Origin of the sequence: Rhodococcus sp. LB1, from assembly GCF_001583455.1 — a bacterium.
Taxonomy (GTDB): Bacteria; Actinomycetota; Actinomycetes; order Mycobacteriales; family Mycobacteriaceae; genus Rhodococcus_F; species Rhodococcus_F opacus.
Genome location: NZ_LTCZ01000442.1, coordinates 74,864 through 100,159 on the forward strand (window position 1 = coordinate 74,864; position 25,296 = coordinate 100,159).

General features: G+C 63.3%; 24 protein-coding genes. 7 read left to right on the forward strand and 17 right to left on the reverse strand.

What is annotated here, in order from left to right; all coding sequences use genetic code 11:
- The gene (locus AZG88_RS48425) at positions 1-1,182 is read right to left on the reverse strand and encodes a serine/threonine-protein kinase (RefSeq protein ID WP_061701533.1); all 1,182 of its coding nucleotides are present in this window, start codon (positions 1,180-1,182) and stop codon (positions 1-3) included.
- Positions 1,183-1,243: 61 nt separating this feature from the next.
- Between AZG88_RS48425 and AZG88_RS48430 the strand changes: the two genes are divergently transcribed.
- Positions 1,244-2,641, forward strand: coding sequence for a plasmid pRiA4b ORF-3 family protein (locus AZG88_RS48430; protein WP_061044441.1), 1,398 nt, complete (start codon positions 1,244-1,246; stop codon positions 2,639-2,641).
- A 222-nt stretch (positions 2,642-2,863) separates the two neighbouring features.
- Positions 2,864-3,316 (forward strand): hypothetical protein, encoded by a 453-nt coding sequence (locus tag AZG88_RS48435; protein ID WP_061044442.1) that lies wholly within the window; start codon positions 2,864-2,866, stop codon positions 3,314-3,316.
- Between the two features lie 201 nt (positions 3,317-3,517).
- On the opposite strand, the gene AZG88_RS48440 is transcribed toward AZG88_RS48435, so the two are convergent.
- Positions 3,518-4,816, reverse strand: coding sequence for a DUF6884 domain-containing protein (locus tag AZG88_RS48440; RefSeq protein ID WP_231914480.1), 1,299 nt, complete (start codon positions 4,814-4,816; stop codon positions 3,518-3,520).
- Positions 4,817-5,091: 275 nt separating this feature from the next.
- Here AZG88_RS48440 and AZG88_RS48445 point away from each other — a divergent pair, with 275 nt between their 5' ends.
- Positions 5,092-6,141, forward strand: coding sequence for a DNA polymerase IV (locus AZG88_RS48445; protein WP_061044444.1), 1,050 nt, complete (start codon positions 5,092-5,094; stop codon positions 6,139-6,141).
- Here the strand turns inward: AZG88_RS48445 and tnpB are convergent.
- Positions 6,126-7,625 (reverse strand): IS607 family element RNA-guided endonuclease TnpB, encoded by a 1,500-nt coding sequence (tnpB, locus tag AZG88_RS48450; protein ID WP_061044445.1) that lies wholly within the window; start codon positions 7,623-7,625, stop codon positions 6,126-6,128. The two genes, AZG88_RS48445 and tnpB, sit on opposite strands and share 16 nt — an antisense overlap.
- A gap of 673 nt (positions 7,626-8,298) precedes the next feature.
- Positions 8,299-9,297 carry an MBL fold metallo-hydrolase gene (locus tag AZG88_RS48455; RefSeq protein WP_061701535.1) on the reverse strand — a complete coding sequence of 333 codons (999 nt, stop codon included), beginning with the start codon at positions 9,295-9,297 and terminating at the stop codon, positions 8,299-8,301.
- Between the two features lie 297 nt (positions 9,298-9,594).
- On the opposite strand from AZG88_RS48455, the gene AZG88_RS48460 reads away from it, so the two are divergent.
- Positions 9,595-10,404, forward strand: coding sequence for a glycine-rich protein (locus tag AZG88_RS48460; RefSeq protein ID WP_061044447.1), 810 nt, complete (start codon positions 9,595-9,597; stop codon positions 10,402-10,404).
- Between the two features lie 98 nt (positions 10,405-10,502).
- Here the strand turns inward: AZG88_RS48460 and AZG88_RS48465 are convergent, their stop codons facing one another.
- Complete coding sequence (locus tag AZG88_RS48465; RefSeq protein ID WP_231914481.1) at positions 10,503-10,970, reverse strand: CarD family transcriptional regulator; 468 nt, start codon at positions 10,968-10,970, stop codon at positions 10,503-10,505.
- Positions 10,971-11,127: 157 nt separating this feature from the next.
- On the opposite strand from AZG88_RS48465, the gene AZG88_RS48470 reads away from it, so the two are divergent.
- On the forward strand, positions 11,128-11,763 hold the full coding sequence (locus AZG88_RS48470) for a TetR family transcriptional regulator (protein ID WP_061044448.1): 636 nt from the start codon (positions 11,128-11,130) through the stop codon (positions 11,761-11,763).
- A 25-nt stretch (positions 11,764-11,788) separates the two neighbouring features.
- Here AZG88_RS48470 and AZG88_RS48475 read toward each other — a convergent pair whose 3' ends face one another.
- From AZG88_RS48475 to AZG88_RS48505, 7 genes are all read right to left on the reverse strand, one after another.
- The gene (locus tag AZG88_RS48475) at positions 11,789-12,199 is read right to left on the reverse strand and encodes a secondary thiamine-phosphate synthase enzyme YjbQ (RefSeq protein ID WP_061044449.1); all 411 of its coding nucleotides are present in this window, start codon (positions 12,197-12,199) and stop codon (positions 11,789-11,791) included.
- Between the two features lie 95 nt (positions 12,200-12,294).
- Positions 12,295-12,591 (reverse strand): hypothetical protein, encoded by a 297-nt coding sequence (locus tag AZG88_RS48480; protein WP_061044450.1) that lies wholly within the window; start codon positions 12,589-12,591, stop codon positions 12,295-12,297.
- Positions 12,588-12,782, reverse strand: a complete 195-nt coding sequence (locus AZG88_RS48485; protein ID WP_231914482.1) for a hypothetical protein — start codon at positions 12,780-12,782, stop codon at positions 12,588-12,590. Before AZG88_RS48485 ends, AZG88_RS48480 begins: the two co-directional genes overlap by 4 nt.
- A 172-nt stretch (positions 12,783-12,954) precedes the next feature.
- Positions 12,955-14,319 carry a hypothetical protein gene (locus AZG88_RS48490; protein WP_061044452.1) on the reverse strand — a complete coding sequence of 455 codons (1,365 nt, stop codon included), beginning with the start codon at positions 14,317-14,319 and terminating at the stop codon, positions 12,955-12,957.
- Entirely contained in the window at positions 14,319-14,612 is a 294-nt protein-coding gene (locus AZG88_RS48495) for a hypothetical protein (RefSeq protein WP_231914483.1), read from the reverse strand. The genes AZG88_RS48490 and AZG88_RS48495 overlap by 1 nt, the downstream gene beginning before the upstream one ends.
- 188 nt (positions 14,613-14,800) lie before the next feature.
- Positions 14,801-15,490, reverse strand: a complete 690-nt coding sequence (locus tag AZG88_RS48500; protein ID WP_061044453.1) for a TerD family protein — start codon at positions 15,488-15,490, stop codon at positions 14,801-14,803.
- A 113-nt stretch (positions 15,491-15,603) separates the two neighbouring features.
- Positions 15,604-16,023 (reverse strand): CoA-binding protein, encoded by a 420-nt coding sequence (locus AZG88_RS48505; protein ID WP_005252603.1) that lies wholly within the window; start codon positions 16,021-16,023, stop codon positions 15,604-15,606.
- Between the two features lie 460 nt (positions 16,024-16,483).
- On the opposite strand from AZG88_RS48505, the gene AZG88_RS48510 reads away from it, so the two are divergent.
- Positions 16,484-17,434, forward strand: a complete 951-nt coding sequence (locus AZG88_RS48510; RefSeq protein ID WP_231914484.1) for an HNH endonuclease — start codon at positions 16,484-16,486, stop codon at positions 17,432-17,434.
- A gap of 142 nt (positions 17,435-17,576) precedes the next feature.
- On the opposite strand, the gene AZG88_RS48515 is transcribed toward AZG88_RS48510, so the two are convergent.
- The 4 genes from AZG88_RS48515 to AZG88_RS48530 all read right to left on the reverse strand — a co-directional run bounded on the left by AZG88_RS48515 (position 17,577) and on the right by AZG88_RS48530 (position 22,865).
- A complete protein-coding gene (locus tag AZG88_RS48515; RefSeq protein WP_063819652.1) occupies positions 17,577-18,437 on the reverse strand; it encodes an HNH endonuclease in 861 nt (286 codons plus the stop codon).
- A 107-nt stretch (positions 18,438-18,544) separates the two neighbouring features.
- Positions 18,545-20,422 (reverse strand): DUF2075 domain-containing protein, encoded by a 1,878-nt coding sequence (locus tag AZG88_RS48520; protein ID WP_331712331.1) that lies wholly within the window; start codon positions 20,420-20,422, stop codon positions 18,545-18,547.
- A gap of 507 nt (positions 20,423-20,929) precedes the next feature.
- The gene (locus AZG88_RS48525) at positions 20,930-21,289 is read right to left on the reverse strand and encodes a nucleotide pyrophosphohydrolase (protein WP_037226903.1); all 360 of its coding nucleotides are present in this window, start codon (positions 21,287-21,289) and stop codon (positions 20,930-20,932) included.
- A 535-nt stretch (positions 21,290-21,824) separates the two neighbouring features.
- The gene (locus AZG88_RS48530) at positions 21,825-22,865 is read right to left on the reverse strand and encodes an HNH endonuclease (protein WP_061044478.1); all 1,041 of its coding nucleotides are present in this window, start codon (positions 22,863-22,865) and stop codon (positions 21,825-21,827) included.
- Positions 22,866-23,110: 245 nt separating this feature from the next.
- Between AZG88_RS48530 and AZG88_RS48535 the strand changes: the two genes are divergently transcribed.
- Positions 23,111-23,497, forward strand: a complete 387-nt coding sequence (locus AZG88_RS48535) for a TM2 domain-containing protein (RefSeq protein ID WP_061044455.1) — start codon at positions 23,111-23,113, stop codon at positions 23,495-23,497.
- Between the two features lie 890 nt (positions 23,498-24,387).
- On the opposite strand, the gene AZG88_RS48540 is transcribed toward AZG88_RS48535, so the two are convergent.
- On the reverse strand, positions 24,388-25,197 hold the full coding sequence (locus AZG88_RS48540) for a HugZ family pyridoxamine 5'-phosphate oxidase (RefSeq protein WP_061044456.1): 810 nt from the start codon (positions 25,195-25,197) through the stop codon (positions 24,388-24,390).
- Between the last annotated feature and the right edge of the window lie 99 nt (positions 25,198-25,296).

Below are 25,296 nucleotides of genomic sequence, written 5' to 3' on the forward strand. Positions count from 1 at the left end.
TCAGTTGCCGTCCTTGTCCTTGTCCTTGGGCTTGTTGTTCCCGTTGCCGTTGTTGCCGTTGTTGTTTCCCGGTCCGGTCTTCGGTTCCGGAGCGCCGGTCGGTGGGGGAGGCGCAACCGGGTTGACCTCGACGGCACTGCTCGGGACCGAGACGGGTGCCGGGGCGGGGACGACGGCGGTGGTGCTCGGTCCCGGACCGACCGTGCCGTCCTGATTCTGAGACGCGATGGCCAGTGCCGCCACGACCACGGCCACCAGCACCGCGGCGATGGCGGCGACGATCAGGCCGGTCCGCCGTGGTCGCCGGGGCTCGGGCGGCAGCTGGGGGACGGAGGTGGTGGGTGTGAATGCTCTCGTCGGTGGCGGATGCGGGCCGGCCGCTCCGAGGACGGTGTCCCGCATGGTCTGGGCGTCGGCGTACCGCTGCTGCGGGTCGCGGGTCATCGCCCGTTCGATCGTGTGGACGAGGTTCGGATCGGCGTCCGGGCGGGCTTCGCGCAGCGGTCGGGCCGCTCCGTCGGTGATGGCCCGGGCGAGCGACAGGATGTTGTCGCCGGCGAACGGCCGGTGCCCGGCGAGGGCTTCGTAACCGACGACGCCGACGGCGTAGAGGTCGTCGGAGGTCGTGGCGGGTGTGCCCAGGAGGCGGTCCGGGCTGAGATAGGCCACGGTGCCCAGCACCTGTCCCGTCGCGGTGTGGTCGGACGCGGCGCTCTTCGCGATGCCGAAGTCGGCGACCTTCACCGTGCCCGCGGCGGTGAACAGCACGTTTCCCGGTTTGATGTCGCGGTGCAGGATCCCGGCTCCGTGGGCGGCGCCGAGGGCGGCGAGCACGTCGGCGAGGATCGACCGCACCCGCGCGTCCGGTAGGGGGCCGGCGGAGATCTCGTCGGCGAGGGTCCGCCCGGGCAGGCGCTCCATCACGATGTACGCCATTCCGGCGTCCTCGCCGCAGTCGTGCACCGCGACGACGTTGGGGTGATTCAAGGTGGCGGCCAACCGGGCCTCGGCCTCGAACCGCCGACGCGTGTCGGGGACGGAGGCGAGCTCCGGGCGCAGCACTTTGATCGCCACGGGTCGCTGCAGGCGCAGGTCCCATCCGTCGTGGACATCGGCCATTCCGCCGCGCCCCAGCACTCCCCGCAACTCGTACCGACCTGCGAGAACTGCGGACACCGACATGTGCTCACGCTATCGTCAGCACTTGTGCCGGACACCGCTGCCTCCTGTCTAACATGACGCCATGACCGCTTCAGGTAAACGCCGACACCTGTCCGTCGTTCCCGACGTGCCGGTGATCGTCCGGCCGTCCGAGCGGCCGGGTCGCCGAGACGTGGCGAGTTTCCACCTGCGGATCGAACTCGACGACGTGTCGCCGGCCATCTGGCGGCAGTTCGTCGTGCCCTCGAATCTGCGGCTGAACGAGTTGCATCCGATCGTGCAGACGGTCATGGGCTGGCAGGACAGCCACCTGCATTCGTGGGTCGGCGGTGAGCCGCCCGCCTCCGAGCGGTACGAGATGCGCGAGAGCATCGAAGAGGGCTTCGCCGACGAGGACGACGAGCTGTGCGAGGACGCGGTCCGGCTCGATCAGGTTCTGGCCGAACCCGGCGAGCTCCTGTCCTATCAATACGACTTCGGCGACGGCTGGGACCATACGATCGTCCTCGAACGGATCGAGGCCGACGGGCCCGCGCCGACGGTGACCTGCCTCGCCGGCGCCCGCGCCTGCCCGCCTGAGGATTGCGGCGGACCGGGCGGATACGCCGACCTGCTGACGGTCCTGGCCACGCCGTCGCACCCCGGCCACCACGACGCCGGGGCGTGGGTCGGGCCCGGCTTCGCGCCCGAATCGTTCGGCGTCGACGCCGTGAACCGTAACCTGCGGATCGAAGTCGTGATCCGTGACCACTGGCCGGTGACGGATTCGAAGTTCGCCGACCTGCTGCGACGAATACCCCATCAGGCTGCCCCGCATGTCTTTTCGCTTCTCGAGCATGCCCAGCTCACCACGCGGAAGGGTGATTTTCCTGCGGCCCAGGAAGCGGCGACGCTGCATCTGCGGTGGTTGCTGCAGCGCATCGGATCCGACGGCATCACGCTGACTCAGGCGGGCTACCTGCCCCCGGCCGTGGTGGCGGAGATGCGGCAGGCGTTACCGGGCTTCGACGACTGGCCCGCCACCAGCAACCGCGAGACGGACCAACGGCCGGTCCACCTGCTCCGCGAGTACGCCAAGACACTCGGACTGGTGCGCAAGTACAAGGGAAAACTCGTTCGAACCAATCTCGGAACGGCGATGGCGGACAACGCGACACAGATGTGGCGTCATCTGCTCGATCGCCTGCCGCTGGGCACCGAACAGATCGAGCGGGAGGCCGGATACCTCGTGCTTCTCACCCTCGCCGCAGGCACGTCGTCGGACGAACGACGGGACGCGATCGCCGAGGGACTCGCCGCCCTCGGCTGGCAGACCAGCGACGGGACGATCGTCGGCCGGGAAGAAGTCTTCTGGACCGCTCGCCCCACGATCTCGTTCCTCGAACTCATCGGCGCAATGGTCGAGGGCTACGTCCAACGCGACCAGCCCATGGACCCCGAATGGGGTCGGCTCCTCGCTCAGATGGTGCTGTCGATGTAGGCGGCAACGTCGTGACAGCACCGGGCTACGCCCGAACCTTTTTGGGCGCAGTTGCTTTCGACCCGCACCGCAATAGCGCGGTGCCGATGCCTCCAGGCGTCGCCGGACGATCACGCAAACGACACTCTTCGACGCAGAACGATTTCGGGCCACATGTGTCGGAATCTTCTGCTTTGATACGTCCATGCAATAGTCGGTCGCGAGCGAGGGAGGTTGACGACGATGGTCGATTCCACCGAGGTGCCCGAGGTTTCGTGGGCGGGAATGGTCGAGTGGTTGACGGGTTCGCTGGTCGACCAACCGGTCGCGCTCATCGTCGAGATCGGCCCGAACAGCTACGTCAGTGAAGACGACGACGAAGAAGTCGTCTGCGCGCAGATTCAGGTACTGGCCGACGGTGTGTTGATGCTTCGTCGATCACGCGTCGAACTCGGACATTTGCTGCTCGCCGACTATTCCGCCAAGCACTTGACCCTCGACAGGTGGCATTTCGACGGCCACTTCGAAGACTGCACGGACGGCTATCTCTTCAGCCGTGACGTGAACCTGATCGCGAACACCTGCGTGGCCTGGTTCCGGGACAATTGGGGAACGCGGTCCACCAGCGAACTCGGATGCTCGTATCGATTCCCCGACGAGTTGATACCGTCTGTCGACGCCGACGACGTGTTCTGACCTCCGCCGCGGCAGAAGTCGAGGATTCGAGGGTCGCGGTACGTCGATTCCGGCACACTGGTTCCATGAGCACTCCGCCGCGTCGTCGGTGGGTGTTGCATGTCGACGAGTCCAACGAGACGAGCCGCGGACCCCGCATGAGTCGGTTTTCCGCGAGGTGAGACCTGCAATTCGACCCCCAAGTTGGGTGGGGGACCGGCCTCAGCGGTGGTTACGTCGAAGTTCTTTGAGCCTCTTCCGAATCGGCGATGGATCCATTCCCTGAAGATTCAGGGGCGGATCGATACTCGTCAGCACGTCGTCCTCGAGCTTCCCCAGCGTGTCCGCGTCCACGTAAGGGACGGTCAACACTTTCAGGTGTTGCTTCATCCAGACTGTGAGCGCTTCTTCGTCAATGCTGGCGCTCCCAGCGGTGTTGGCGAGAATCGATCCGAGAGTCTTTCTAAAGGTGGAGAATTCGTGGCGTCCGCCGAGGTGCATGCCGGAGATGCGCGACCACAGAGTGTTGCTCGAACGCTTTCCGCTCGGCCAGCGGGTCGCTCCTGCCAGGCCTGCGTATATCAGTCCACGCGTGACCTGCGTGTCGAGTCCGATCGTCAGGTCCGAAGCACCGGAATCGTCAACCCACCAGCTGTAGAGGCCAGGGACCCTGAGACCTTCGCCGTTGTACCCGAGGAATTCTGTCGGTTCGACTGCCTGGGATTCGTCGAGCAGCATCGTCACAAATGATGATGTGGCCTCATGGGCGTTCTCGTTCTGAGAAACCAGAACCCCTTCAGAGTGAGGATCAAATGAGGCGTACCACTGGAGTCGCGCACCCATGGCAAGGCCCTCGAGTCGGTTGACAACTGTTGCCCCTTTGGCAGTGAGATGGTCTGCGATCACATTGATGTAGGGAGCTCCAGCATGAATCTCGACGACTTTGTCGCGTAGTGGCCCGGCGAGCAACTCGAGACGCTCTACCGCCCACGCACCCCAAGCTGCGCGATAGGTGGGCGGGGTGTCAGGAAGGTAACGCTCGTAGGGGGCGAGCCAGTCATCGGGCGCGACGAGCCCATGCTCGGCGGACAGAATGAACCACGGAATGCTGCGGACTTCGGCATAGGCCCGTTGCTTCTTGAACAGCGACGAGATATACAGGTCCTTGGCTGCTGCTGGGACGTCGAGTTTTGTCTTGACGCAGGTCACCAGCAGTAGATCTGGCTGCTCTGCGTTGTCGGAGTTGTTGGTAGCGGGTGCTGACGGCTCGGGGGACGCGACGGGACCGGCCTTGTGTGCCGTGGCATCTTCTGCAGGGGTGCGGATGAACGTGACTTCCGTGCCCAGCCGAACGTCGCCGACAGAGAATCCAGCCGACTGCCATTCACGAACGTGGGGGCGATCGCCCGACCACCATGTGCGGTGCTTCGATGCAGAAGGTGGCAGCTCACCGACTACGTCCTCGAGTTCGTCCCATCTCAAGCGAATCGAGGTGCTGATTCCACTTAGTTTCTCCGTCAAGGAGCTCCACTGCGCCACAGGAGCAGTATTTATCACGTCACCGACAATGGTCGCGCCGAGGTCTCGTTTCTCGACTGGATGCCGCCAATAATCTGCGTGCCGCTGAATTCGGCACATTGCCTCCAATCCAGATATCCGACAGGACCGAGCTCGCGGCCGATTGCCAGAGCCTGTCGGATGTGCATCCAGAACCGACAAGCCAAACCGTCATCAGGACACGGCAGACCTCGTGGATTCGAGGATTGCAGGTTCTCAAGTTCAGGCACACTGGTTCCATGACCACTCCGCCGCGTCGCCGGTGGGTGCTGCATGTCGATCTCGACCAGTTCATCGCCGCCGTCGAGGTGCTGCGGCACCCTGAGCTGCGGGGACGTTCCGTCGTCGTGGGCGGTCGCGGGGATCCCACCGAGCGCGCGGTGGTGTCGACGGCGTCGTATGAGGCGCGTGAGTTCGGTGTCGGCTCCGGAATGCCGATGCGGATCGCGGCACGGAAGATCCCGGACGCGGTATTCCTGCCCGTCGACGCCGAGGCCTACACCGAGGTGTCGGCGGTCGTGATGGATACGTTGCGCAAACTGGGCGTCGTCGTCGAGGTGATGGGCTGGGACGAGGCCTTTCTGGGTGTCGAGACCGACGACCCGGAGGCCTTCGCGCGAACCGTGCACGACGTCGTCCTCGACGCGACCGGGCTGCACTGCTCAGTCGGTATCGGCGACAACAAGTTACGGGCCAAGATCGCGACGGACTTCGGCAAACCGCAGGGCATCTACCGGCTGACGGAGGAGAACTGGTTCACTGTCATGGGGGAGCGCCCCACCGACGCGCTGTGGGGGATCGGTAAGAAGACAGCGAAGAAGCTTGCCGCGCTGGGTATCAGCACCGTGCAGGAACTAGCCGACGCCTCGGATCAGGAATTGGCCGCGACCCTCGGTCCGAACATGGGACCGTGGTACGCCAGGATCGGTCGCGGCATCGATCTCTCCCCGGTCTCGGCGGAGCCCTGGGTGGCCCGGTCGCACAGCCGGGAGACTACCTTTCAGCAGAACCTCGCCGGCCGGGAGGCCGTCACCGAGGAGATTAGACGTCTCGCCGCCCGGGTCAGGGAGGACATCCTCGCAGAGAACCGCCCGGCGGTGCGAGTGGCGTTGAAGGTGCGCTACGCCCCGTTCGACACCCACACGACGAGTAGGCCGCTTCCGGAACCGACATTCGATCCCGACGTGATCTCCGACGCGGCAGCAGCATTGGTCGACAGACTCGACCACGATCGGGAAGTGCGACTCCTTGGCGTGCGGCTGGAGATGACCGTTCACGCTGAGTGTTGATTCGTGCACTCGGCATGAGTGTCCGGGTTACCCCGGCCACGTTCACCACTCGGTGGTGTTCCCGCAGCGATACCGTCTGCCCGCCGGGCGGGTCTTATGGTTGGTTTCTGTCGGGCATCTTTTACGTCTCGTCCGCAACTCGCCGAAGACGCACCACCGTCAACAACCGCTGCGAGGGCAGCGAGGTTGAGAGCAGCATTGTGATCACGATCCGCGCGGTAACCGCACGCATCGCAGAGGAACACCCGAACATTCAAAGGCAGTTTGATTTTCACTACCTGGCAGCTCGAGCAGGTCTTACTCGACGGATACCACCGGTCTGCCACATGCAGACTGGTGCCGGTCCACTCGGTCTTGTAGGTCAGTTGTCGCCGGATCTCGGCGAGCCCCGCATCATGCAGAGCCCGGCTCAGCCCGCGTTTGTAGGCCCCGCCGGAGCGGGTCATTCCGGCAATGTTGAGGTCTTCGACGACGACGGTGTCGAAGTCCCGGACGAGTCGGGTGGTGAGTTTGTGCAGGTGATCGCGGCGCGCGTCGGCGATGCGGGTGTGTACTGCCCGGATCTGGTCCTGGACGCGCTGCCACCGGCGGGAAGGTAGTCGGCCGGTGCGACGATCCGGGCCGACACGGCGGGACGCGCGGCGCCCGAGGCGACGCAATCTCTTCGCGTGCTTGCGGGCGTGTTTCGGGTTCTCGATCATCTCGCCGGTCGAGAGGACCGCGAGGTGCTTGAGCCCCACATCCACTCCGACGACCGACCGAGGACAAGCGGTGACGGCGGGGAGTGCTCTGGCGGGGAGAGTGATTTCGACGGAGAAGGACACCTGCCACCGGCCGCGTCGATACGACAGGGTCGCCGACCGGATCCGAGCCGTCCCGGTGATCGTCTTGCGGGCCAGTTTGCGGGTGGATTCGCACGTCCGGATCGCCCCGATCCGGGGTAGCTGCACATGACGGCGGTCGCCGCCGTCGGTGACCAGCCCGAAACTGCCTGTCGTGAACCGGCAGGAGAGTACCGCCCGTTTGCTTTTGAAACGGGGGAATCCCATCGAGCCTTTACGTTTCCCTGACCGGGCGTCGGTCCAGTTCGACAGGGCGGCCGCGCAGTTCGCGATCCCGGAACTGTAGGCCTCTTTCGAGTTCTCCGGCCACCACACCTTCCCGGTGTCGGGGTTGACGGCGATGTCGTTCTTGACGGTGTTCCAGTGTTTGCGCAGGCTGTACGCAGACCACGACATTGACGGGGTGACCTCCGCGTCCGGAACATCGTAGGAGCGTTCAGCAGCGCGTTGGTCGAGGTTTGCCTTGACCTGCGAGAGTGCCCAGTTGTAGGCGAAACGCTGCGCCCCGCAATGCGACCGCATCGCCTCGACCTGTACCTGGGTTGGATCGAGAACGTACACGAACGCCCGAATCACCACCCGAGACGGCTCCGGCGCAGCGATGTCGGCAGTCCGATCCGCGAGTACCGCAGTGCCCGTCATGGGCAGTCCGTCGCGGCGGTCACGGCAGTGTCCGCACAGCGGGCACCGTGCTGCCCGTGCATACGGGCACACTGCGACGTCATCACCTCGGTCATCTCCCGCACCAGATCATCAACCACCCCGTTGTCGGCCAACACGAGCAGAGTACGACCTTGTACCGACAAGAACGCCTCGACGTACTCAAGCCCGAACCCTGAAACTGGCCAACCGATCCCGATGCCCCAACACGATCGTCGTCACGTCCGGATCGGCACACAGCTCATGTAGTTTCGTGCGCTTCCCGTCAGGCCGGAACCGAACTCCGTGACCGTCTTCGACACACTTAGACCACGTTGACCGCACCCGTTCACCACCCGACCCGCCTGCCGCAATTCGGTTTTCTGATCAGACGACGACACCCGGCAACACTCCACAACCGCGCCCGAAGTCCCGACAGATGGCGCGCAGGCCGCAGGATCTACCACCAGGATGGTGCCCGTCGGCAACGGCCGAGCTCGGATAGGGAGCGTTTCCGCGTGAAACACGCCAACGCGGTCCGATACTTCATCGTTAACTACCGCCGATAGTGCAACATCACGACACTGAACGGCACGAAACCATCTCAACAAGCGAACAGTAGGAACTCGCCCAGGTGAGCGGCGGAGCGTGCCCGGCACGCTCTGCCGCTCACATGTCAGCGGCGGGCGAAGACTGCGGGTTCGCTGTCGGGAACCTGGGCGACGAGGTCGCGGGCGACGAGGTGCCGCAGGTGGGCCGCTGCCTCGGACAGCGCCATGCCCTTGCCCATGGGGGAGATGTCGGCCCACGGCTTGTACCACTTCATGCGCTCGGCCACCTGCCACACGGTGATCTGGTCGTCGCCGAAAGCCTTGTACAGGTGGTCGAGTCGCTCTTCGTGGTGCTCGATGAGTTCGCCGGCGCGGCCCGCGACGTCGTCGATCGGGATGCCGTGGGCGCCGAGTCCCCGGGTGATGTCCATGGTCTGCACGCGGCGCAGCGAGTCCATGAACTCTGCCAGGCCGTCGCGCTCCTCGAGCGGGTACACGAAATTGCCGACGTGTGGCGTCGTCTTCTGCAGGACGTGGTCGCCGGTGAACATCACGTCGGCGTCTTCCAGGTAGAAGCAGACGTGGCCGGGAGTGTGGCCGGGGGTGTAGACGGCGCGCAGGTTACGGCCGGCGAGGGCAATGAGTTCGTCGTCGACGAGAACACGATCGGGCGCCGACTCGGGACCCGCCGGCGGCTTCCCACTCGTTGCCTTCTCGAATGCCTCGAGATCTGCCGGGGCGGCACCGGCACGCGTCATGTTGGCCTTCTGGAAATCCAACCACTCGGGACCATGACCGGTCGACATGTGCTCGAACATCCCGTGATCGGATTCATGCATCGCGATCCACGCACCGGATGCCTCCCGGACCCGCCCGCACAGACCTGTGTGGTCGGGGTGGAAGTGCGTGAGTACGACGCCTTCGACGTCCTTCACCGAGTGTCCGATGGCCTCGAGTCCGGAGGTGAGGCCGTTCCAGGCGTTGTCGTCGTCCCAGCCGGCGTCGACGAGGATCAGACCGCCGGGTGATTCCATCGCGTACACCAGGGTGTGACCGAGGGGGTTGTCGGTGATCGGCACCGGAATCTGGAAGATCCCGTCACCGATGGGCGCTGCGTCGCTCATATGCATACCTCGTTGCCTAGATGAACAAATTAGTTCTACTTACCTTCATACTGACCTTTCGGCGCGGTTTGCGATACCGCGGGTCCCGATTAGCGGACGACATGGCCCGTGACCAGGTGCTTTCGCGCGAGATCCGACCGGGAGACCGGAAGACCCACTGGATGCCGGACGCTATGGAATGCTCCACTCGGACCAGCTTTCAACATGCTCGCATTGCGACAGGAGACTGCTTTGACCACAACCCTCGTTCGATCACGCCGCCGGTGGCACACGACCGGAATGTGTAGTCTCGCCGTAGTGGGTGCCTCGGGGCTGCTCGCCCCCAGCGTGGCGGTTGCCGCGCCGGCGGCGTTGCCTGCCGGCTGTGTGCAGGGCGCCGGCACCCAGGTGACCTGTACGTTCACATTCACCGGCAGTGCGCAGTCGTTCACCGTTCCCGAGGGCATCACCAGCTTGGCGGTGACGGCAACGGGCGGCCGTGGTGGAAACAGTGAAGACATCCTCGGCGGCGCCGCGGCGGTCGCGACCGGACAGTTGACGGTCGCCGCGGGTGACGCGCTGTACATCCAGGTCGGCGGCAACGGTGGTGACGGCACCGGCCAAGCCGGATACAACGGTGGTGGAGGCGGCGGCACCGGCGCAAGTGGCGGTGGCGGCGCCTCCGACGTGCGCACCGGGACGGGTGAGCTGGCGGATCGTCAGCTCGTCGCCGCAGGCGGCGGCGGTGCGGGCGACACCTACATCGGTGGCGCGGGCAACCTGATGGGCCCCGACGGTCAAGCCGGCGGCGGGGGCGGTGGCGGCGGTGGTGGCACGGCCGACTCCGGCGGTGTCGGAGGCAACGGTGGCACCGACCCGCATGGTTCCCCAGGTGAGGCCGGTGTCGGTGGTGCCGGCGCGGGCACGGGCGGCGGTGGTGGCGGTGGCTGGTTCGGCGGCGGAGGCGGCGCCGAGAACTACGGCGGCGGCGGAGGCGGTGGCGGGTCGTCCTACGCGCCCGGCGGAACCTTCAGCGTCGCTGGGGTGGATGCTGTTTCGTCGGTAGTCATCACGTACGGGGCCGGATCGGGAACAGGGTCACTCGGAAACCTCTTCGGCAGCAGCTGATCTCGACTCCCACGCTGGAGTCGTGACAGGCCGCGAAGTGACACACGAAATCGGCAGCAGCCCCGAACTTTCGTTCGGGGCTGCTGCCGATGGTGTTCTCAGACTGCGACAGCCGCCGTCGTAGAGGCGGACGCGGGTTCGTAGATCGCTTCGATGCGGCGCCGAGTCTCGTCGGGATCGGACTTCATTGCGAGGACGAGTTCGGAAATGACGAGCTGCATTGCGTGCTCGAGCTGCCGCTTCTCGCCGGCTGACAGCGGCTTGACCTGCGAACGCGTCATCAGATCGCGGATGACTTCACTCACCGTGAAGATTCCGCCGACGGTCAGCTTTTCCTGGTTGGCCTTGAACCGCCTCGACCAGTTCGACGGGTCGTCGACCGTCGGACCGCGCAGGATGTCGAAGACTCGACCGACTTCGTCGTTGTTGATCGCGTTTCGCACGCCGATGGATTCGGCTTTCGCTACCGGGATCTCGATGGACAGCCCGTTCTGAGCGACCTCGAACTGTACGTATTCGGTGGGCAAATCGTTGAACATCCGGGTCGTGAGCTTTGTGACTGTCACCGACCCGTGGTGCGGGTACAGAAAGATATCACCGATATTGAGATTCATAGATTACCTACCCTTCACATACATTATGGCACACGCTGCCATCTTGACAACTGCTGACCAGATATGAACGATCTCTGGTGGGTGCTCCTACCGATTGCGAAGGCCGTTGATGACCAGACTCGAAGTGTTCTCCGTGTCGCCTGACCTGCCCGCCGGCCCGTTGGGGCTGCGGGAGCGACGACGTGAGCAGACGAATGTCGAGATCAGCGAGACCGCACTCACACTGTTCGAACACAAGGGTGTCGAGGGCACGACCGTCGGAGAGATCGCGCAGGCTGCGGGAGTGTCGCAGCGAACTTTCTTCCGATATTTCGCTACCAAGGAAGAGGCCGCACTCCGGGATCACTGGGCCTTCGAGGCGGTCTTGGCCGGAGGGCTCGACCAGCTCGACTCGGAAGTTTCACCGAGGCTCGCCCTGGAAACGGCCTTCGCTGCTGCTCTGACGATGTACTCGGACAGTTTGTCGATCGCCTGCCGGCGATTGCTGCGGGTGAACCGACTCATCAAGAAGGAGCCGGCGCTGCGGGCGGAGCTGGCGCGCGAGAGTGTGCGTCGGACCGCGGCGCTTGTCGATGTGGTGTCGAAGAGGTTCGACTGCGCCGACTTGCAGATTCGACTGGCAGTCGACGTGTCGATCGCCGTGCTCCGGGCGGCGTTGGAAACGTGGGTGGACCAATCGTCCATCGACGAGGCGGCGAGTCTGCCCGAAATCTATTCATTGGCAAGGGGACTCGCGCAGGCCTGATCGGAGAGGGTCCGCAGGCGCCGGCTCAGCCGGCTAGGAAGCTGAACCGGACGTGCCGCACCGGGTTGTCGATGTTGGTGTCGACCAGGCACACGGATTGCCAGGTGCCCGTCGCGAGTGCGCCATCGAAGACGGGTACGGACGCGTAGGGCGGCAGGAACGCCGGCAGCACGTGGTCGCGGCCGTGCCCATGGCTGCCGTGGCGATGGATCCACCGGTCGTCGCGCGGAAGCACCTCGTCGATCGCCCGCAGCAGGTCGTCGTCGCTTCCCGCGCCGGTCTCGATGACGACGAGTCCCGCAGTGGCGTGCGGCACCCACACATGCAACAGGCCGTCGCCGGCCCCGGCTGAGGCGAGGAACTTCTCGATCTCACGGGTCAGGTCGTGCACCACCGGCTCAGCGCCGGTGCGCACCTCGATCTCGGTACTGAACATAGTTCCGACGTTAGTGCCATGCCCCGTGACAGTCGATCGGAACGTGTGCGGCCTTCGCATACGCGGATGTGTCAGTCGCTGCTCTGCACTGGTGGCTATCCGACGACTGCACCCACTATGTGACCTATCCCTGCCACGATCGGAATCGCCAACAACGCACAGAGGGGCGTCAGCAGCCCGATGAGTACTCCAAACGCGATGCGTCTATAGATCTGTCCGACAACGAAGAATGCAATCATGACGACGAGCCCGACAACAAGAGCGGCCCATGCCCAGGCCGGGGTGCCCGAATCAGTCGACGGATTCACGATTCCGACGACAAGGAGCACGAGCGTAATCGCCATTGACAGATAGGTGGCGGCACCGAACCAGGTGTCAGTTTTCTCGGTCACGGAGCCACCGCATACTGTGCATCAATGTTGATCGCGAAGTGAATCGCCGCGAACTCCACGCCGACTATCGCCGCGGTGACAATGCCCAGTGCAAGTCCGCGCCGGGCCGCCGAGCCGCTCGCGAACAGCGCGACCGCAACCAGGATGCTGATGACAGCTTCGGTGCCAATGGCGGCGAACTCGACGGCCACGTCGGCCGGGTCGCCGGGGAGGAGAGCGCCCACGATTGGAGCCACAGCAAAGAACCCTGCGACGACGAGTGCGAGCCATGACGGAGTGCCCAGAGTTGCAGCTCTCCAATAGCCTGGGCCGGTTGTCGCGGCCCTTCTCAACACATTCATCAACATTCGACTCGCCTCCTGGTCACTTCACGCGCGGCGGATTGTCGGTGCTGCCCAGGGACGTGCTGGGAAGATCGGACACGGTGGGAGGGATGCGCCCAGCCCATTCCTGAACGTGCTGAAACTGTTCCAGCGCACGTTCGCCGCTGCCGATGTCATGGTCGGTCCAGAGGTTGAGCGCCGGGCCCCATGGCTGGCCCGAGGCCGCGGGATCCACGGCTACCGTGTGCGTCGCGCCAGTGGGATCGTCCTGGTACACCTCGAAGGACGGATAGTCGGCGCGCGTTCCATTGACCGTCACACCAGTGGAACCGGGCATCCCAGGCTGCCCCTGCCCTGGCGTGATCACCACATCGCCGTGCACGGTGGGCATTGCATCGCCGGGTGCTTCGAATGGTCCGACTTTCGGATGGAAGGGGTTCGCTGCTTCGTACTTCAGGCGCACTGACCCGTCGTCCGCCTGCCACACCTCGGCGTCCGGAGACCCGACCTTCACCTCACCGTTGGTATCGACCGACGGGTTCTGCCGCATGACGACGATGCCGTTCTCATAGTCGACATATGTGGTTACTCTGCTGTTTTCGGGATCGAAGTCGGGAATGTTCGGGCGATTGTCTCCCAGGTCGTAGTACGGCCGGTTGAACACCGAGTACTGCTCGATGAAGCTACTCGTCCGAACGACCCCCTGGCCCGGTACCGGATCGATGTGCACAACCTTGATATCCGGCTGCACTCCTTGGTACTTCTCTGTGTAGCTGTTCGGATTCAGCACGGTGGCGGTTTGCCAGTCACTTGGCGAGAGCGGGTATCGCCCGAACATGTCATTGAACGCTTCAGCTGAAACTTGATCGCGGGCTTCCTGTGTGCCGACAACATGTTCTGCGCCCGAGGGATCGAGTCCCTCAGGTAGTTGATTTCCGCATGCCCGGATCTCGACGGCGGCGTCGCGAATCTTCTTCGCGGTGTCATCCGCGACCACCATGAGCTCCCGCAACGCGGCAGCGATAGCGGATGAATGTTGCTTAGCCTTAGCGGTATAGCCGACAACGGACCAGTCATCGGCCACAGCGCAATGGTCGGCCTCGGCCTCAGCCGTTCTGGTGTTGACAACAGTCAGATGAGAAACAAGATTGTTCGCACCTTGATCGAGCACATCAATGAGCTCCAAGATCTCGCGCGATGTCCGTGCACCGATATCGCAGTCGGTTCCGATCCGGTCGTATGCCGCATCGTACGATTCGCCGTGCCAGTGACTTCCCGCATTCTGGATCCCCGAGCGCATTCGATCGAGCTGACCTGCGTAGTCGGCGTCCCCGACGCGCAGACGCGCGGCGACATCGAGGAGTGCGGCCGGCTTCCATCGTTCGATCTCGCTGCGCGTTGGCATCAGGGCTGAACTCCGATTGCGTTCAGTTGCGATCGGAAGTCGTCCTCCGAAACTTCGAACTCGTGCGCGTTCCCGGTCGCGACAGCCGCGATTCTCCTCGCTCGCTGCGCCATTCGCAGATATGCGCCTTCGATGAACTCGCCGGCCTCGTCGAGTGCCGCAGGGACATCGCAGCCCGGCATGAAGTCGCCTACCGTGTTGATCGAGCCACGGACTTCGATGTCATCGATCGTTTCGGCTACGTCATACATAGATGAAGCGAGCACGCGCAGTTCTGTTGGATCGACCTTCACGATGTGTCCCCCCGAAGTGTCCCCTCACCTCACGCTATCTGGATCCCCTCGATCCGACTCCGCAAGGCCGCGAAGAGTATATTCGACGCCCAATTCCGGCGCCGACTACGGGTGGACGCGGCACCTGGTTGCGAGCACACGCGCGCGCCGTCAGCATGAGGCGCCAACGTCTGCCGCCGCAGGCGCCGCTACTTGCGGCCGGCTGCCCACTTCATGCCCCAGCTGTAGGTCTTGTCGAGGTCGGCCTGGCTGCCTTCGATGTACTTCACCTCGCGGGTGACGGTGATGCCCTGTCCGGTGTTCTGCAGCATCGCGATGGCGCAGATGCGAGCGGAGCTGTTCGAGGAGTCCAGTCGAACCTCCACCTCGGGTCCGCTGGTGGGGTAGAGGGTGACGACACCGTCCACTGCTGCCCAATTGGGTGCGCCGTCGTAGATCATCGCGAAGATGAGGATCCGCTTGAACATCTCCGGTCGGTCGAGGTTGACGTGCATGTTCTCGCCCCCGGTCACGGTGCCGGTGCGGTCGTCTGCGTCGAGCTTGACGAACGGCGGGGCCTGCAGCGATCCGAAACTGTTGCCGAGTGCCTGGACCACACCCTTCGACCCGTCGGCCAGTTCGTAGAGGCAGCCGAGGTCCAGGTCGATGCCGTTGGTGCCGCCCGCGGCGGCCGCGAGCTTCGCGAAGAAGCCGGTCTTCTTCGGTTGCGGTGTCGCGCCCGTCGACCAGTTGAGGTTGACCCGCATCGCACCCTGCCGCTCACCCGACTTCGTGAGGCTGACGGAAGGCGCGGCCTTCGACAAGGTCACCTTGCTCAGGTTGACTCCGCCCTGCGGTGCGGCAGGAGTGGAGGGGCGTCGGGTGTAGTCGATGGCCACGGGTGGGAACCTTCCGATTGACTGAGCGGCGCGCGTCAGACAGTTGTCCGATTTGCACGATTTTGGTCCAGAGTAGCGGCAGTCGCGCGCGGCGGACTACAGCCCGACCATGGTCACGCTGAATCCCGTGCACTCCACTCGATCGCCGGGCAGGTGTCCATCACCATCGCGACGCCCGTTGCGATCGTTCGCTGGAAGGCGGCCTCGTCGATGACGCCCAGTTGGAACCAGACACCCTTCGCACCGATCTCGACGGCCTGGTCCGCGAACTCGCCGGCGGCCTCCGACTGGCGAAAGACGTCGACGACGTCGATGGGGAACGGAACGTCCGCGAGAGTGGCGTAACCCTGCTCGCCGAGCACAGTGGGGGCGTCGGGATGGATCGGGACGATACGTTTTCCTCGGCGCTGCAACAGCTCCGCGATCCGGAACGCCGTCCGGTCCGGATTGCCGGAGAGTCCGACGATTGCCCACGTCTCCCAGTCGTCGAGCATCGACGAGACAGCGTTGGGGTCCTGCCACTTGGTATCCACATCGCCAAACTACTACTCGCTTGGTTCGCAGAGGTATCGGAATGGCCATCAGACTTCCCGTGAATCTGTGCTCGACAGTCCGGGATCGGTGTTCTCTTCGATCCGACTCGATCGCCCAGGTCATCCGGCTCCGGTACGTGCCGACAGAATCGGATCCGTACGCCCTCGATGAACCGGGAAGATCTATGGCATTACGCGAGAACGAATGCGGCAGGGCGGCGTCCAAGTTGTAGAAACACTGAAAGCGGAGTCAGTCCGGACATCCTGCGACGCTAATATGGCTCCATTTGGTCACCAGGACCATCCCGATCGATCGGTCTCCGGCCCGGCAGGTCCACCGTCCTTGCCTTCGCGTGAAGGACGCCCGATCGCCGAGATCCGCTGGCAGCATGTACTCAGGATCGATACTTATCCTAACAGCCAGCTACTGTCGGTCTGTTGCGGCGGGAAGGGTGAGTACGTGGAGGAACAGTTGATTGCGGATATCTCTCAGGGTGCCGACGTGGCACCGGATTTTGACACGCGTCTGCGTAACGAGGCGATGAGGTTTCTGGCAGTCCGCACCAATGACGGTCTCGACTCGATCAGTAGACAGGAACTGCTCGACTTCTCCATCGATGGCGAGATGTTCCGATTGATGGATCCCACTCGCGGTATACGTAAGCCGCGTCAGCTCGCCTCTGCATTGTCGATCAGCACAACCTATCGTCGTGCTGGTGAAGAACGACCGTACGAGGATACGGTCGGTGTGGATGGACTCCTCCGCTACAAGTGGTCGGGGAAGGACCCTGAGAACATGGACAACCGGGGTCTTCGTGCGGCGATGAAGCTGAAGGTTCCGCTTATCTGGTTTTATGGCGTGGGTCCGAGCCGCTTTCAGCCGATCTACCCAGTGTTCATTGTCGCTGAGGAAGCGGAGCAACATCAATTCGTGGTCGCAACGGAAGTGGCGCGTGATTTGCACCGGACGGAATCGCCTGTGGAGGAGCATCTTCGTCGATACATCGTTGCGGAGACCAAGCGGCGTCTGCATCAGCCCGTCTTCCGGTCCACTGTGATGCGCGCGTACGACACCCGTTGCGCGGTTTGTGCGCTTGGGCACAGTCAACTTCTGGACGCGGCGCACATCGTTCCAGACTCCGACGATGAGGGCATCGCTTCTGTTCGAAATGGGCTAGCGATGTGCAAGATTCACCATGCGGCATTCGACGCGCATATTCTGGGCATCCGACCTGACCTTGTGGTCGAAATTCGACAAGACCTGCTCATCGAGATCGACGGGCCGATGCTCGAATACGGCTTGAAGGAACGGCACGGTCAGAAGCTCATGGTAGTTCCGCCGGTCCGGGCTGAGCGACCCGATCGGGAACTACTTGAGGCAAGCTATGAAAAGTTTCGGTCAGCGGGGTAGTCGCTGAATCAGCGGCACAAACTGCTCGGATGCAGGCTCCTGCGTCCGATGTTGTCGTCGGGCTGATTGAAACGAATCGGTTGCTGTCTAGTTCGAGATCCAGACAGAATCCGTTTCTACGGCCACGCTGGATACGTAGGGGCTACTGGTTTTGCGAAATATTTGCCCAATCGCAGCTCTCCCAATGGCGGCGCAGAGCGTCGCGATCCGGATGATGGCTGGGGTTCGAGGGCAGCCTCAAAGGCTTGCCCTCGTGACTTCCGTATTCCGTGTGAATTAGGTCCGGTCCGACCCGTATCCGCAAGTGCTGATCGATTGTCATGCGTTGGAGGTCGAACAACGTGTGAATATCGGCGCGAAGTAATAGGCCGTTGGTTACGTGATTTGTGTGCATACCGTAGTAGCGGTCGATGTGTGCCGCCTCCAATACGGCGAGAACCGTTGATCCAGTAACTGCGCAGGTGCTGTCGTAAGAATTGATCAAGGAGTTGCGAAACTGCCCCTGCCCTTGACGTACTGCGATGTCTCTCTGCGCACGCTTGCGGAGATCGTCCCCGGGCGCATAGGCAGTGAGTCCGTCCGGAAAAGTCTGATCGATAACGGGCTCGTTCCCAAATAGTCCGCGTAAGTATGCTTGTCCTTCAAGCTCTTTCACCTCGATGCGACCGTTGCTCGCGGGGACAGTGATTCCGGTAGCCGCGGCCATCTCCTTCCATCGTGGCTGTCGCACCGGTGCGGAGCTCTGCGGCTCTAATGTGAAGCGCCACCGATATTCTCCGGTGGCCACATCGTGCCAATGCGCAGGCGGATGGGACGAGTTCAACTCGAACGTTTCCGAGGTTGCTCGTGCCCATCCGATGAGACCTGTGCCGGCCATCCAGAAGAAGACGTCGTCAGTCGGCTCGATCTTGGTACGGGGCCGTGTATCCCAAAAGCCGTCTTTTTGTGCGAAGTCCCAGTGATCTGGGTAGTCCTTCGAAATGACAAGTACCCATGCAGTCAACGCTCGTGCGCCTATCCCGTATCGCACCGGGTGGAGGCATGTCCTGAAGCGGAAGCCTGTCGGGCCGTGCTCGTGTGTATAGTATTTTGTTTCGGTAGTGCTGTGGCTCAGCTATTTTCGCTCACCAGTGCGTGGAGAGCGTTGCGTGTCTCCTCGTCCGTCGAGTAGATGACAGTGCCCACCATCCCGCGGGTGAGTAGCACCTTGTAGATATTGCGAACCAGTTTGTTGAATCGGATATCGCTGACCTTCTTTAAGTTTCGCATATCGGGGTCCCGATTTGCGGAGCGTACAGTTTTGAACTGGCAGTCGCGCCACACGAGATCGGGCCCAAGAATGACTCCATTCCAGTCGTACTCGAATCCCTGCGCGGTGTAGACGCACCCGACCTGATCAAAACCACCCTCCTCGGTGGCCCACAATGGTGCTGGTGGTGCATCACCGAGGCGTCTGTCGCTCTTACTGTTCCACGGCCGTGACCAGTCACCGATCTGGACATCGGCGGGTAGCGAGCCATCCTTGTTTGCGTCGCTCCACGGCCAGCAATAGCCGGCTGTCATTCGGGCGGTGTAGCCGCGCTCTTGCTGCTGTGAGAGGAGATGCTCTAGTTCTTGTGGTGTATTGGCAACGCGAACCGCGAACTGCGGATCACCCCTCCACGCGCACGGACCTCCCTCGACTAGCCCAAGAAGGCGCTTGACCCAAAGCACGTACTCTTCACTGCCACCGCAACGAAACTGTTCGCCGAGGTGTACGTGCTGCGTCGTAAGACCGAGGGTATCGGCGTGACGCTGGATCTGCTCCAGCGAGCCCATTTCTCCTGGGCGAACCACCTGATGTTCGTCCAGGAGAAACACCGGTACGCGCGCGGCGGCGATCAGCTCGTCGATCTGAGGCCGGTCGGTTCGCAGCTCTGCCTTGGTGTACCGGTCAACGGACGTTTCGCGGATACGATGGGCCTCGTCGAGTACGACCACGTCGAGCCCATTGCGGTCTGCCGTCATAAACTGGTTGAAGTACTTGAACATCTTCTGCACTCGCGGGGCACGCGCGCCAGCCACCTTCCGGAGCGTCTGCGTGAATGATCGGGACCCGGTTGCATGCAGGACCGTCCGGCCACGTCGAGCGAGCTCGCCGACGAGAGACAGCGCGATCACACTCTTGCCGCTGCCTGGCCCGCCTGTGACGATGATGATGCGTTTGCCGTCGCTGGCGCGCGCCTGCTCGACGGAATGCAAGACCAGGTCGACGGCGAGCTGTTGTTCGCCCAGTAGATGGAACTGTGGTCGGTCGCGGACTTCAGCGGCCGCAACCTTGAGGAGCTGCTGCGATGGAGCGACCGCGGAGCGAATGAGGGTGTCGCCTGCGGTGTGGCCTGCCGTGGCGGACAAACGCGTCTTGAGGAATTCGACCATGTCGCCCCGGTCCGCGGCTGTATACAGTCGTGCGGTCGTGCTTACAGGGAAGGCGCGCAGATCAGCGACTGCGCCGGGGTCGGTGGCGTTGTGAAGGTATGCGATTCCCGCGAGCGCGTCGGGCCGATTGGCGAGTGCTTTTGCGAAGTCGGAGAGATAGTCGCAGTAGCCCTTCACCTGAGCAACGGGGTGCAGCTTAGGCCCGCCTGGCATGCCTGGGACGTCGACGAGTTCCACGCTGTCTTCGTAGCGATGTGCCGCTGACCACTGTTTAAGTTCGACGACCACATACGACGGCTCACCCGTTTTCGGATGAGTGCCGGCGAGCACGACATCGGCCCGTTGCGAAGTCAGTGGGAGGTGGTATTCGACGAGCATCTCCACGCTGCCTAGCCCTGCATCGCTTAAGTCGCGGGCCAGAACTGGGAGGCTGCGACTCCAGGACTTCTGCTCTGCGTCGCTCGCCCGGCGACCGGTCCGAAACAGCATCTGTTCAAGAAGCTGTTCAGCCAAGGACTCGGGATGAGCCATGCCGACGATTCTGTCGGCAGAGGTACGAAGCAAGGTCACAGTGGGGTCCCCCGGGCAGCACGAATCAACTCGTGCGGGTGGGGGCATGTCCGTGGCTGTGAATCACAGCGGAAGTCCGTCGGGCCGCAACACACAGATTAGCCGAGTTGCATACTCTGCTCGTGCAGCGGTGTGCCGTGTCAGCCGAATGGCCCGCGAAGTCCAAGCCGTGGCAGCTTCCACCAATTGTTTGCCAGCACGCCACGTTCGGAGGAAAGTGGTCCTTCTCGGTTCTCGGATACGGGTCGCCATGGGCACACATGCTGTGGTCAGGTGTGATAAGACCGGTACTTCAGGCGGCTACCGACGCCGGGTCGTTTGGCTGTGACCAGTTCGGCGGCACCATCGCCCGCGCCCGCATCACCTACCTTGTTGGCTACTGTCAGTCGGCCGGTGATCGGTGCCGCGACCCGGACACAATCGGCGCGTGACACCGAGTCGCGACCGCGTCTTGCTAGTGCCTCTGCGATTCCTCGCTGCCAGCAGGCTGCAGCACGGCGCGCGACATCAAGTTCCCCCCAGCTCGGTGTACTTCGTCGCCCTGCCCCGCGACTCGTCTTCCGGGTACTTCTTGTCGTTCAGCTCGACCTTCTTCCTCACGACTTCGGCGAGGTCGATGTCCAGGACCTCAGCCAGCCGCAGCAGGTAGATGAAGACATCGGCGACCTCTTCCTCGACATGCGCACGCGTCTTCGCATCCTGACCGACTGCTCCGCTTTGCTCGGGAGTCAGCCACTGAAAGATCTCGGTGAGCTCCCCGACTTCGCCGCTGAGCGCCATCACAAGGTTCTTCGGGGTATGGAATTGAGACCAGTCTCGGCGCTCGGAGAAGTTCGATACCAGTGACTGGAGATCTTCGATTCCCATGTCGAATTCTTATCACGCTCATCGGTTGAGCTCGACCGGGCACGAAAGGCGGATCTGTCGGGGCTTACCTCTCCAGGCGATCCCCGCGAGAGGTGAAACCCGAAATCTGGGGAGCACCGATCGACTAGTGCACACCGGCAGCGGACATGCGCTGTGGGCGTTGCGAGGCAGCTCGTGCAGTGCTCGTTCTCATCTGTTAACCCCGTCGTACCGATCTGATGCACCGACAGTTGTGCCCCGATCGCTAAGTGACGTTAGTTGTCGACAAGGTGCAACACCGCCGACGGATCCGAAAGGATGAGTACTCTGCAGGGTCGAAGAGTGACCCCACAGCCACACCAGCGACGTCGTCGCCGACCCGGGGCCCGGGTGGGGCGTCGAGCAGCAGCTGCTACCGGATCGACAGCACCGGCGGGACCTTTCACCCGGGTCGTGATCGTCCGTTGGTCTTCAGGGCGGTCGCCGACGTGGATGGCCGATCTAATGCCGCCGCATCCGCCTCCACGATGGCTGCAGGTGTTCCGACGGGAGTGACTCAGGCCGTGTGCGGCTCGTAGTCGCGTACCCCACGCCAGAGAAGTGAGCCGACGGGCAAGGATGCGAACACGCCTTCGGCCGCGGATGAGGTTCGTCGATACAGCAGCGGGAGCCGCGTAGTGCGTGCAATCTCAGTGAGGTGTGGTCGCTCGAGTGCTCGGTCGACATAGGCGCGAACCGGGATGCTCGCCGACTTGTCGAGGTTGCATCGGCTGTCGGCCGCGACCAGGTTGGCGACACCGTCGATCGGGACCATCGACCACGCCACCACGTGATCGATATGGACGTCGCCTGCCATCCGCCTGTCGCAGTAGAAGCAGAGGTCGTCCTGGAGGTCACGCAATGGTTCCACCAGGGACCGCAACGCAGTGCGATCCGTGCCGAACAGGAAGCCGTCCAGGTCTTCCGCGTCGAGTTCAGCGCGGTTGAAGGCGACGACGTCGTGGGTCCACGCGGTCCGGATGAAGACACGAAGTAGCGCGGAGGTGCGACGCAGGCCCTCCGGTATGCCGGGTCGCAGTGTGATCGTGCCGATGCGGTCGACGTCGCCCACTGTCATCTTCTTGTGGAAACCCGATGCGTCGAAGAGGAAGTCGTCGCGAGTGTCATGATCGCGCACGTGGGGGACCGTTTGAAGATGCGTGAGCGGCTGTTGCGCGACGGTAAGTCGCAGTGACCGGATGAGTCGGGCGTAGTCTGGGTGTTCCGCTTCGCGTGCGGCCTCCGCGGTTCTCAAATTTTCGGCGGCCAGCTGGACGCGAACGTCGGCGATCCGGTCCGGTATCGATCGGCCGCTCTTGTTCTGAGACAGCGGGCCACGATCCTTGAAGACGCGAACCTGAGGCCAGTAGTACGCCACGATTCGATGCGTGATCTCGTTGACAGGCACCATGAGACTGCCGTCCGGGGCGGCGGTGTTCTCCAGGCAAATGTCGACCAGCGCGAGCAACGTCGCCAACTTGTAGGTCGATTCACGACGCCCGGACTCGAGCAGCTGCACTACGCGACCGGCGACGTCGACGGGGTCGGGTCTTGTCACCCGGGCAACACTACGCACGGGGTTGGGGTGCTTGGGTGCCGGCCGGAATCCTCGAGTTGATTCGTGTACCCGAGAGATACGGTCAGACAACCGATACCGCAGCCGTTCGATCAGTGTTACCAAGTGAGCGGTGAACGAACTGCGATGTGTTCAGTCCTAGTGGAGGATGTCGATCGCTCGACTCAGCCCGTTCGCCTGACCCTGCGTTCAGCTCCGCACCGTACATCGTCGAAGGACGGCACTTCATGACTCAGCCTCAGCATCCATACGGCGACCAACCGCATCAGCCGTATGGGCAACAGCCCTTCGCCCATCCCACCCAAAACTTCGGCCAGGGATCGGGACTGCAACAGCCCGCGGCGTACGGGTACCACCCGGTGACCGGATTGCCGTACTCGCACAAGACGAAGCTCGCCGCCGGCTTGCTGAGCATCTTCTTCGGGTACTTCGGTGCGGGACGCTTCTACGCCGGCCATACCGGGCTCGGATTCGCGATGCTGATCGTGAACATCGTGCTGACGGTGATCAGCCTCGGCATGTGGCTCTTCGTCGCGTGGATCTGGCCCGTGATCGACGGCATCGTCCTCCTCGCAGGCGAACCGAAGGACAAGAACGGACTCCCGCTGAGGTAACCCAGCGAGACCGTAAACAACACTGTCTGCACACACCATCTCCGACAGAGGGTTTCGTGTCATTCGGTTCGAAGTACGAGATATGGACGGAATGATCGATGAACGGAACAGCGTCTGAAACAAACCGTGGAGGAGCCTTGAGAGCCCAGCTGGCTACGGTCGCTGCAGCGCTGTTCCTAGCGGGTTGCGGTGGTGCAGCAGACCCCGGCCCAGCTTCACCGGGCGTGCCCTCGCTCGCCACTACAGCCGTGGGCCAACAATCAGTGCCTCCGCTTCAGCCGGTGACTCCCATTGAAACAACCTCAGCTGCTGGGGAGTCTGAGTCGGAACTCGTTCCTGAAGAGGAGCCAGTCATCGAATCATGCCAGATTGGCCTCGGGCCCATCGAAACGTATTGGTCCGACGGAAGTGTCACGGGGTGGTCTGACTTCTGTCAGCAACAACACGACGAAGTCCTCGAAGCAGAGCGAGTGGCAAACCAGCCGCAAGAACGGCAGATCTCGTGGTGTGGCACCGACAAGAATGTGTACAACCGAGGCGACACGTTCTATTCAGACGGGTCAACTTCGTCATGGACGCAGTACTGCGCCGATCAATTCGATTCCGTGAACATTCCGCCGCGATCTCCGGGCATGAACGGGGGCGGCGGCGCCGTAGCTGGGCCGTGCGATGAAGAAGGCGTGATCACGTACACGCCCGACGGACGCAAGCAGCAATGCTCGAGCGGGCACTGGGTATATATCCGGTAGCGACCGATTCTCTTGAAGCTTCCTGATACTAATGTTTCCACTGACGAGTACTGACGCCTGTTCGGGTAATGCGCGAGAGCGGCGAGAACGAAGGGTGCCGCTGCGACCGAACCGTTCAGCCCGGTCGCAGCGGGCACGCGCTCAACGCCCGGTGAGCGCCCGGGCCTGATCGGTCAAAGCGACTGTCGCCGCGCGCAACTCGTCGATCGAATCGAGTGGCTCTGCGTATCCGACGCGGGTCACGGCCACGCCGCGCGGGGTGGTGACGCGCAGGTCCAGTCCGTAGCGGTCGGCGCCCTCGCAGGTGACCGTCTTCGCATCGGGGAAACCACCGAGCGCCTGGGCCATCGCGCGCAGGGCGTCGGCGTGGTCGGCGTTGAGGTGCTCGATCGCCGGGCCGGCATGCGGGGTGACGGGGTCTGCTGTCGCGGCAGCGTAGGACTCTTCGCTAGCCGAGTCCATTCGCCCGTAACCGCCGACCCACCGCACACGCTGCACCCGCAGCACCCAGAGCGAGAAGTCGCTGAAGTCGATGTAGACCTGCGCCGCCGGGACGGCCGCCAGGTGCGCCTCCCGGGCGGCGGCGAGTTCGTCGCCTTCCGGGCGATAGACGTACCCGGCGAGGGTGATGCGGGTGCTGGCCAGCGGATCGGAGGGCGGGTTCGGCGCGACGATCGCGATGCTGGCGCGGGGATCGTGCGCGAGGTTGCGGCCGTGCTCGGCCATCTGCGACACACACAGCACGGGCGAGCCGTCGAGCAGACCGTAGGTGACGAACGACGCCCACGGGTCGCCGTCCCTGGTCAGGCTCGCGAGGGTGCCTACGTTCGTCGTGGCCGCGACCGTCCGGGCCTCCTCGGCAGCGGATGGGCGGGCCGGGTTGGCGACCTCCTCCAACGGCGGCGGCACGGTCGGGGCGTCACCGGGATCTCCATGATCTAGGTTGGTCATTCGTTGAACGGTACCCCGCCGCAAATTGGCGGTGGCATTGCCGTCGACCTGCGCTTACCGTTGAACTGAGGGCTCGATCGCCGAGTGGCTATGCGAGTG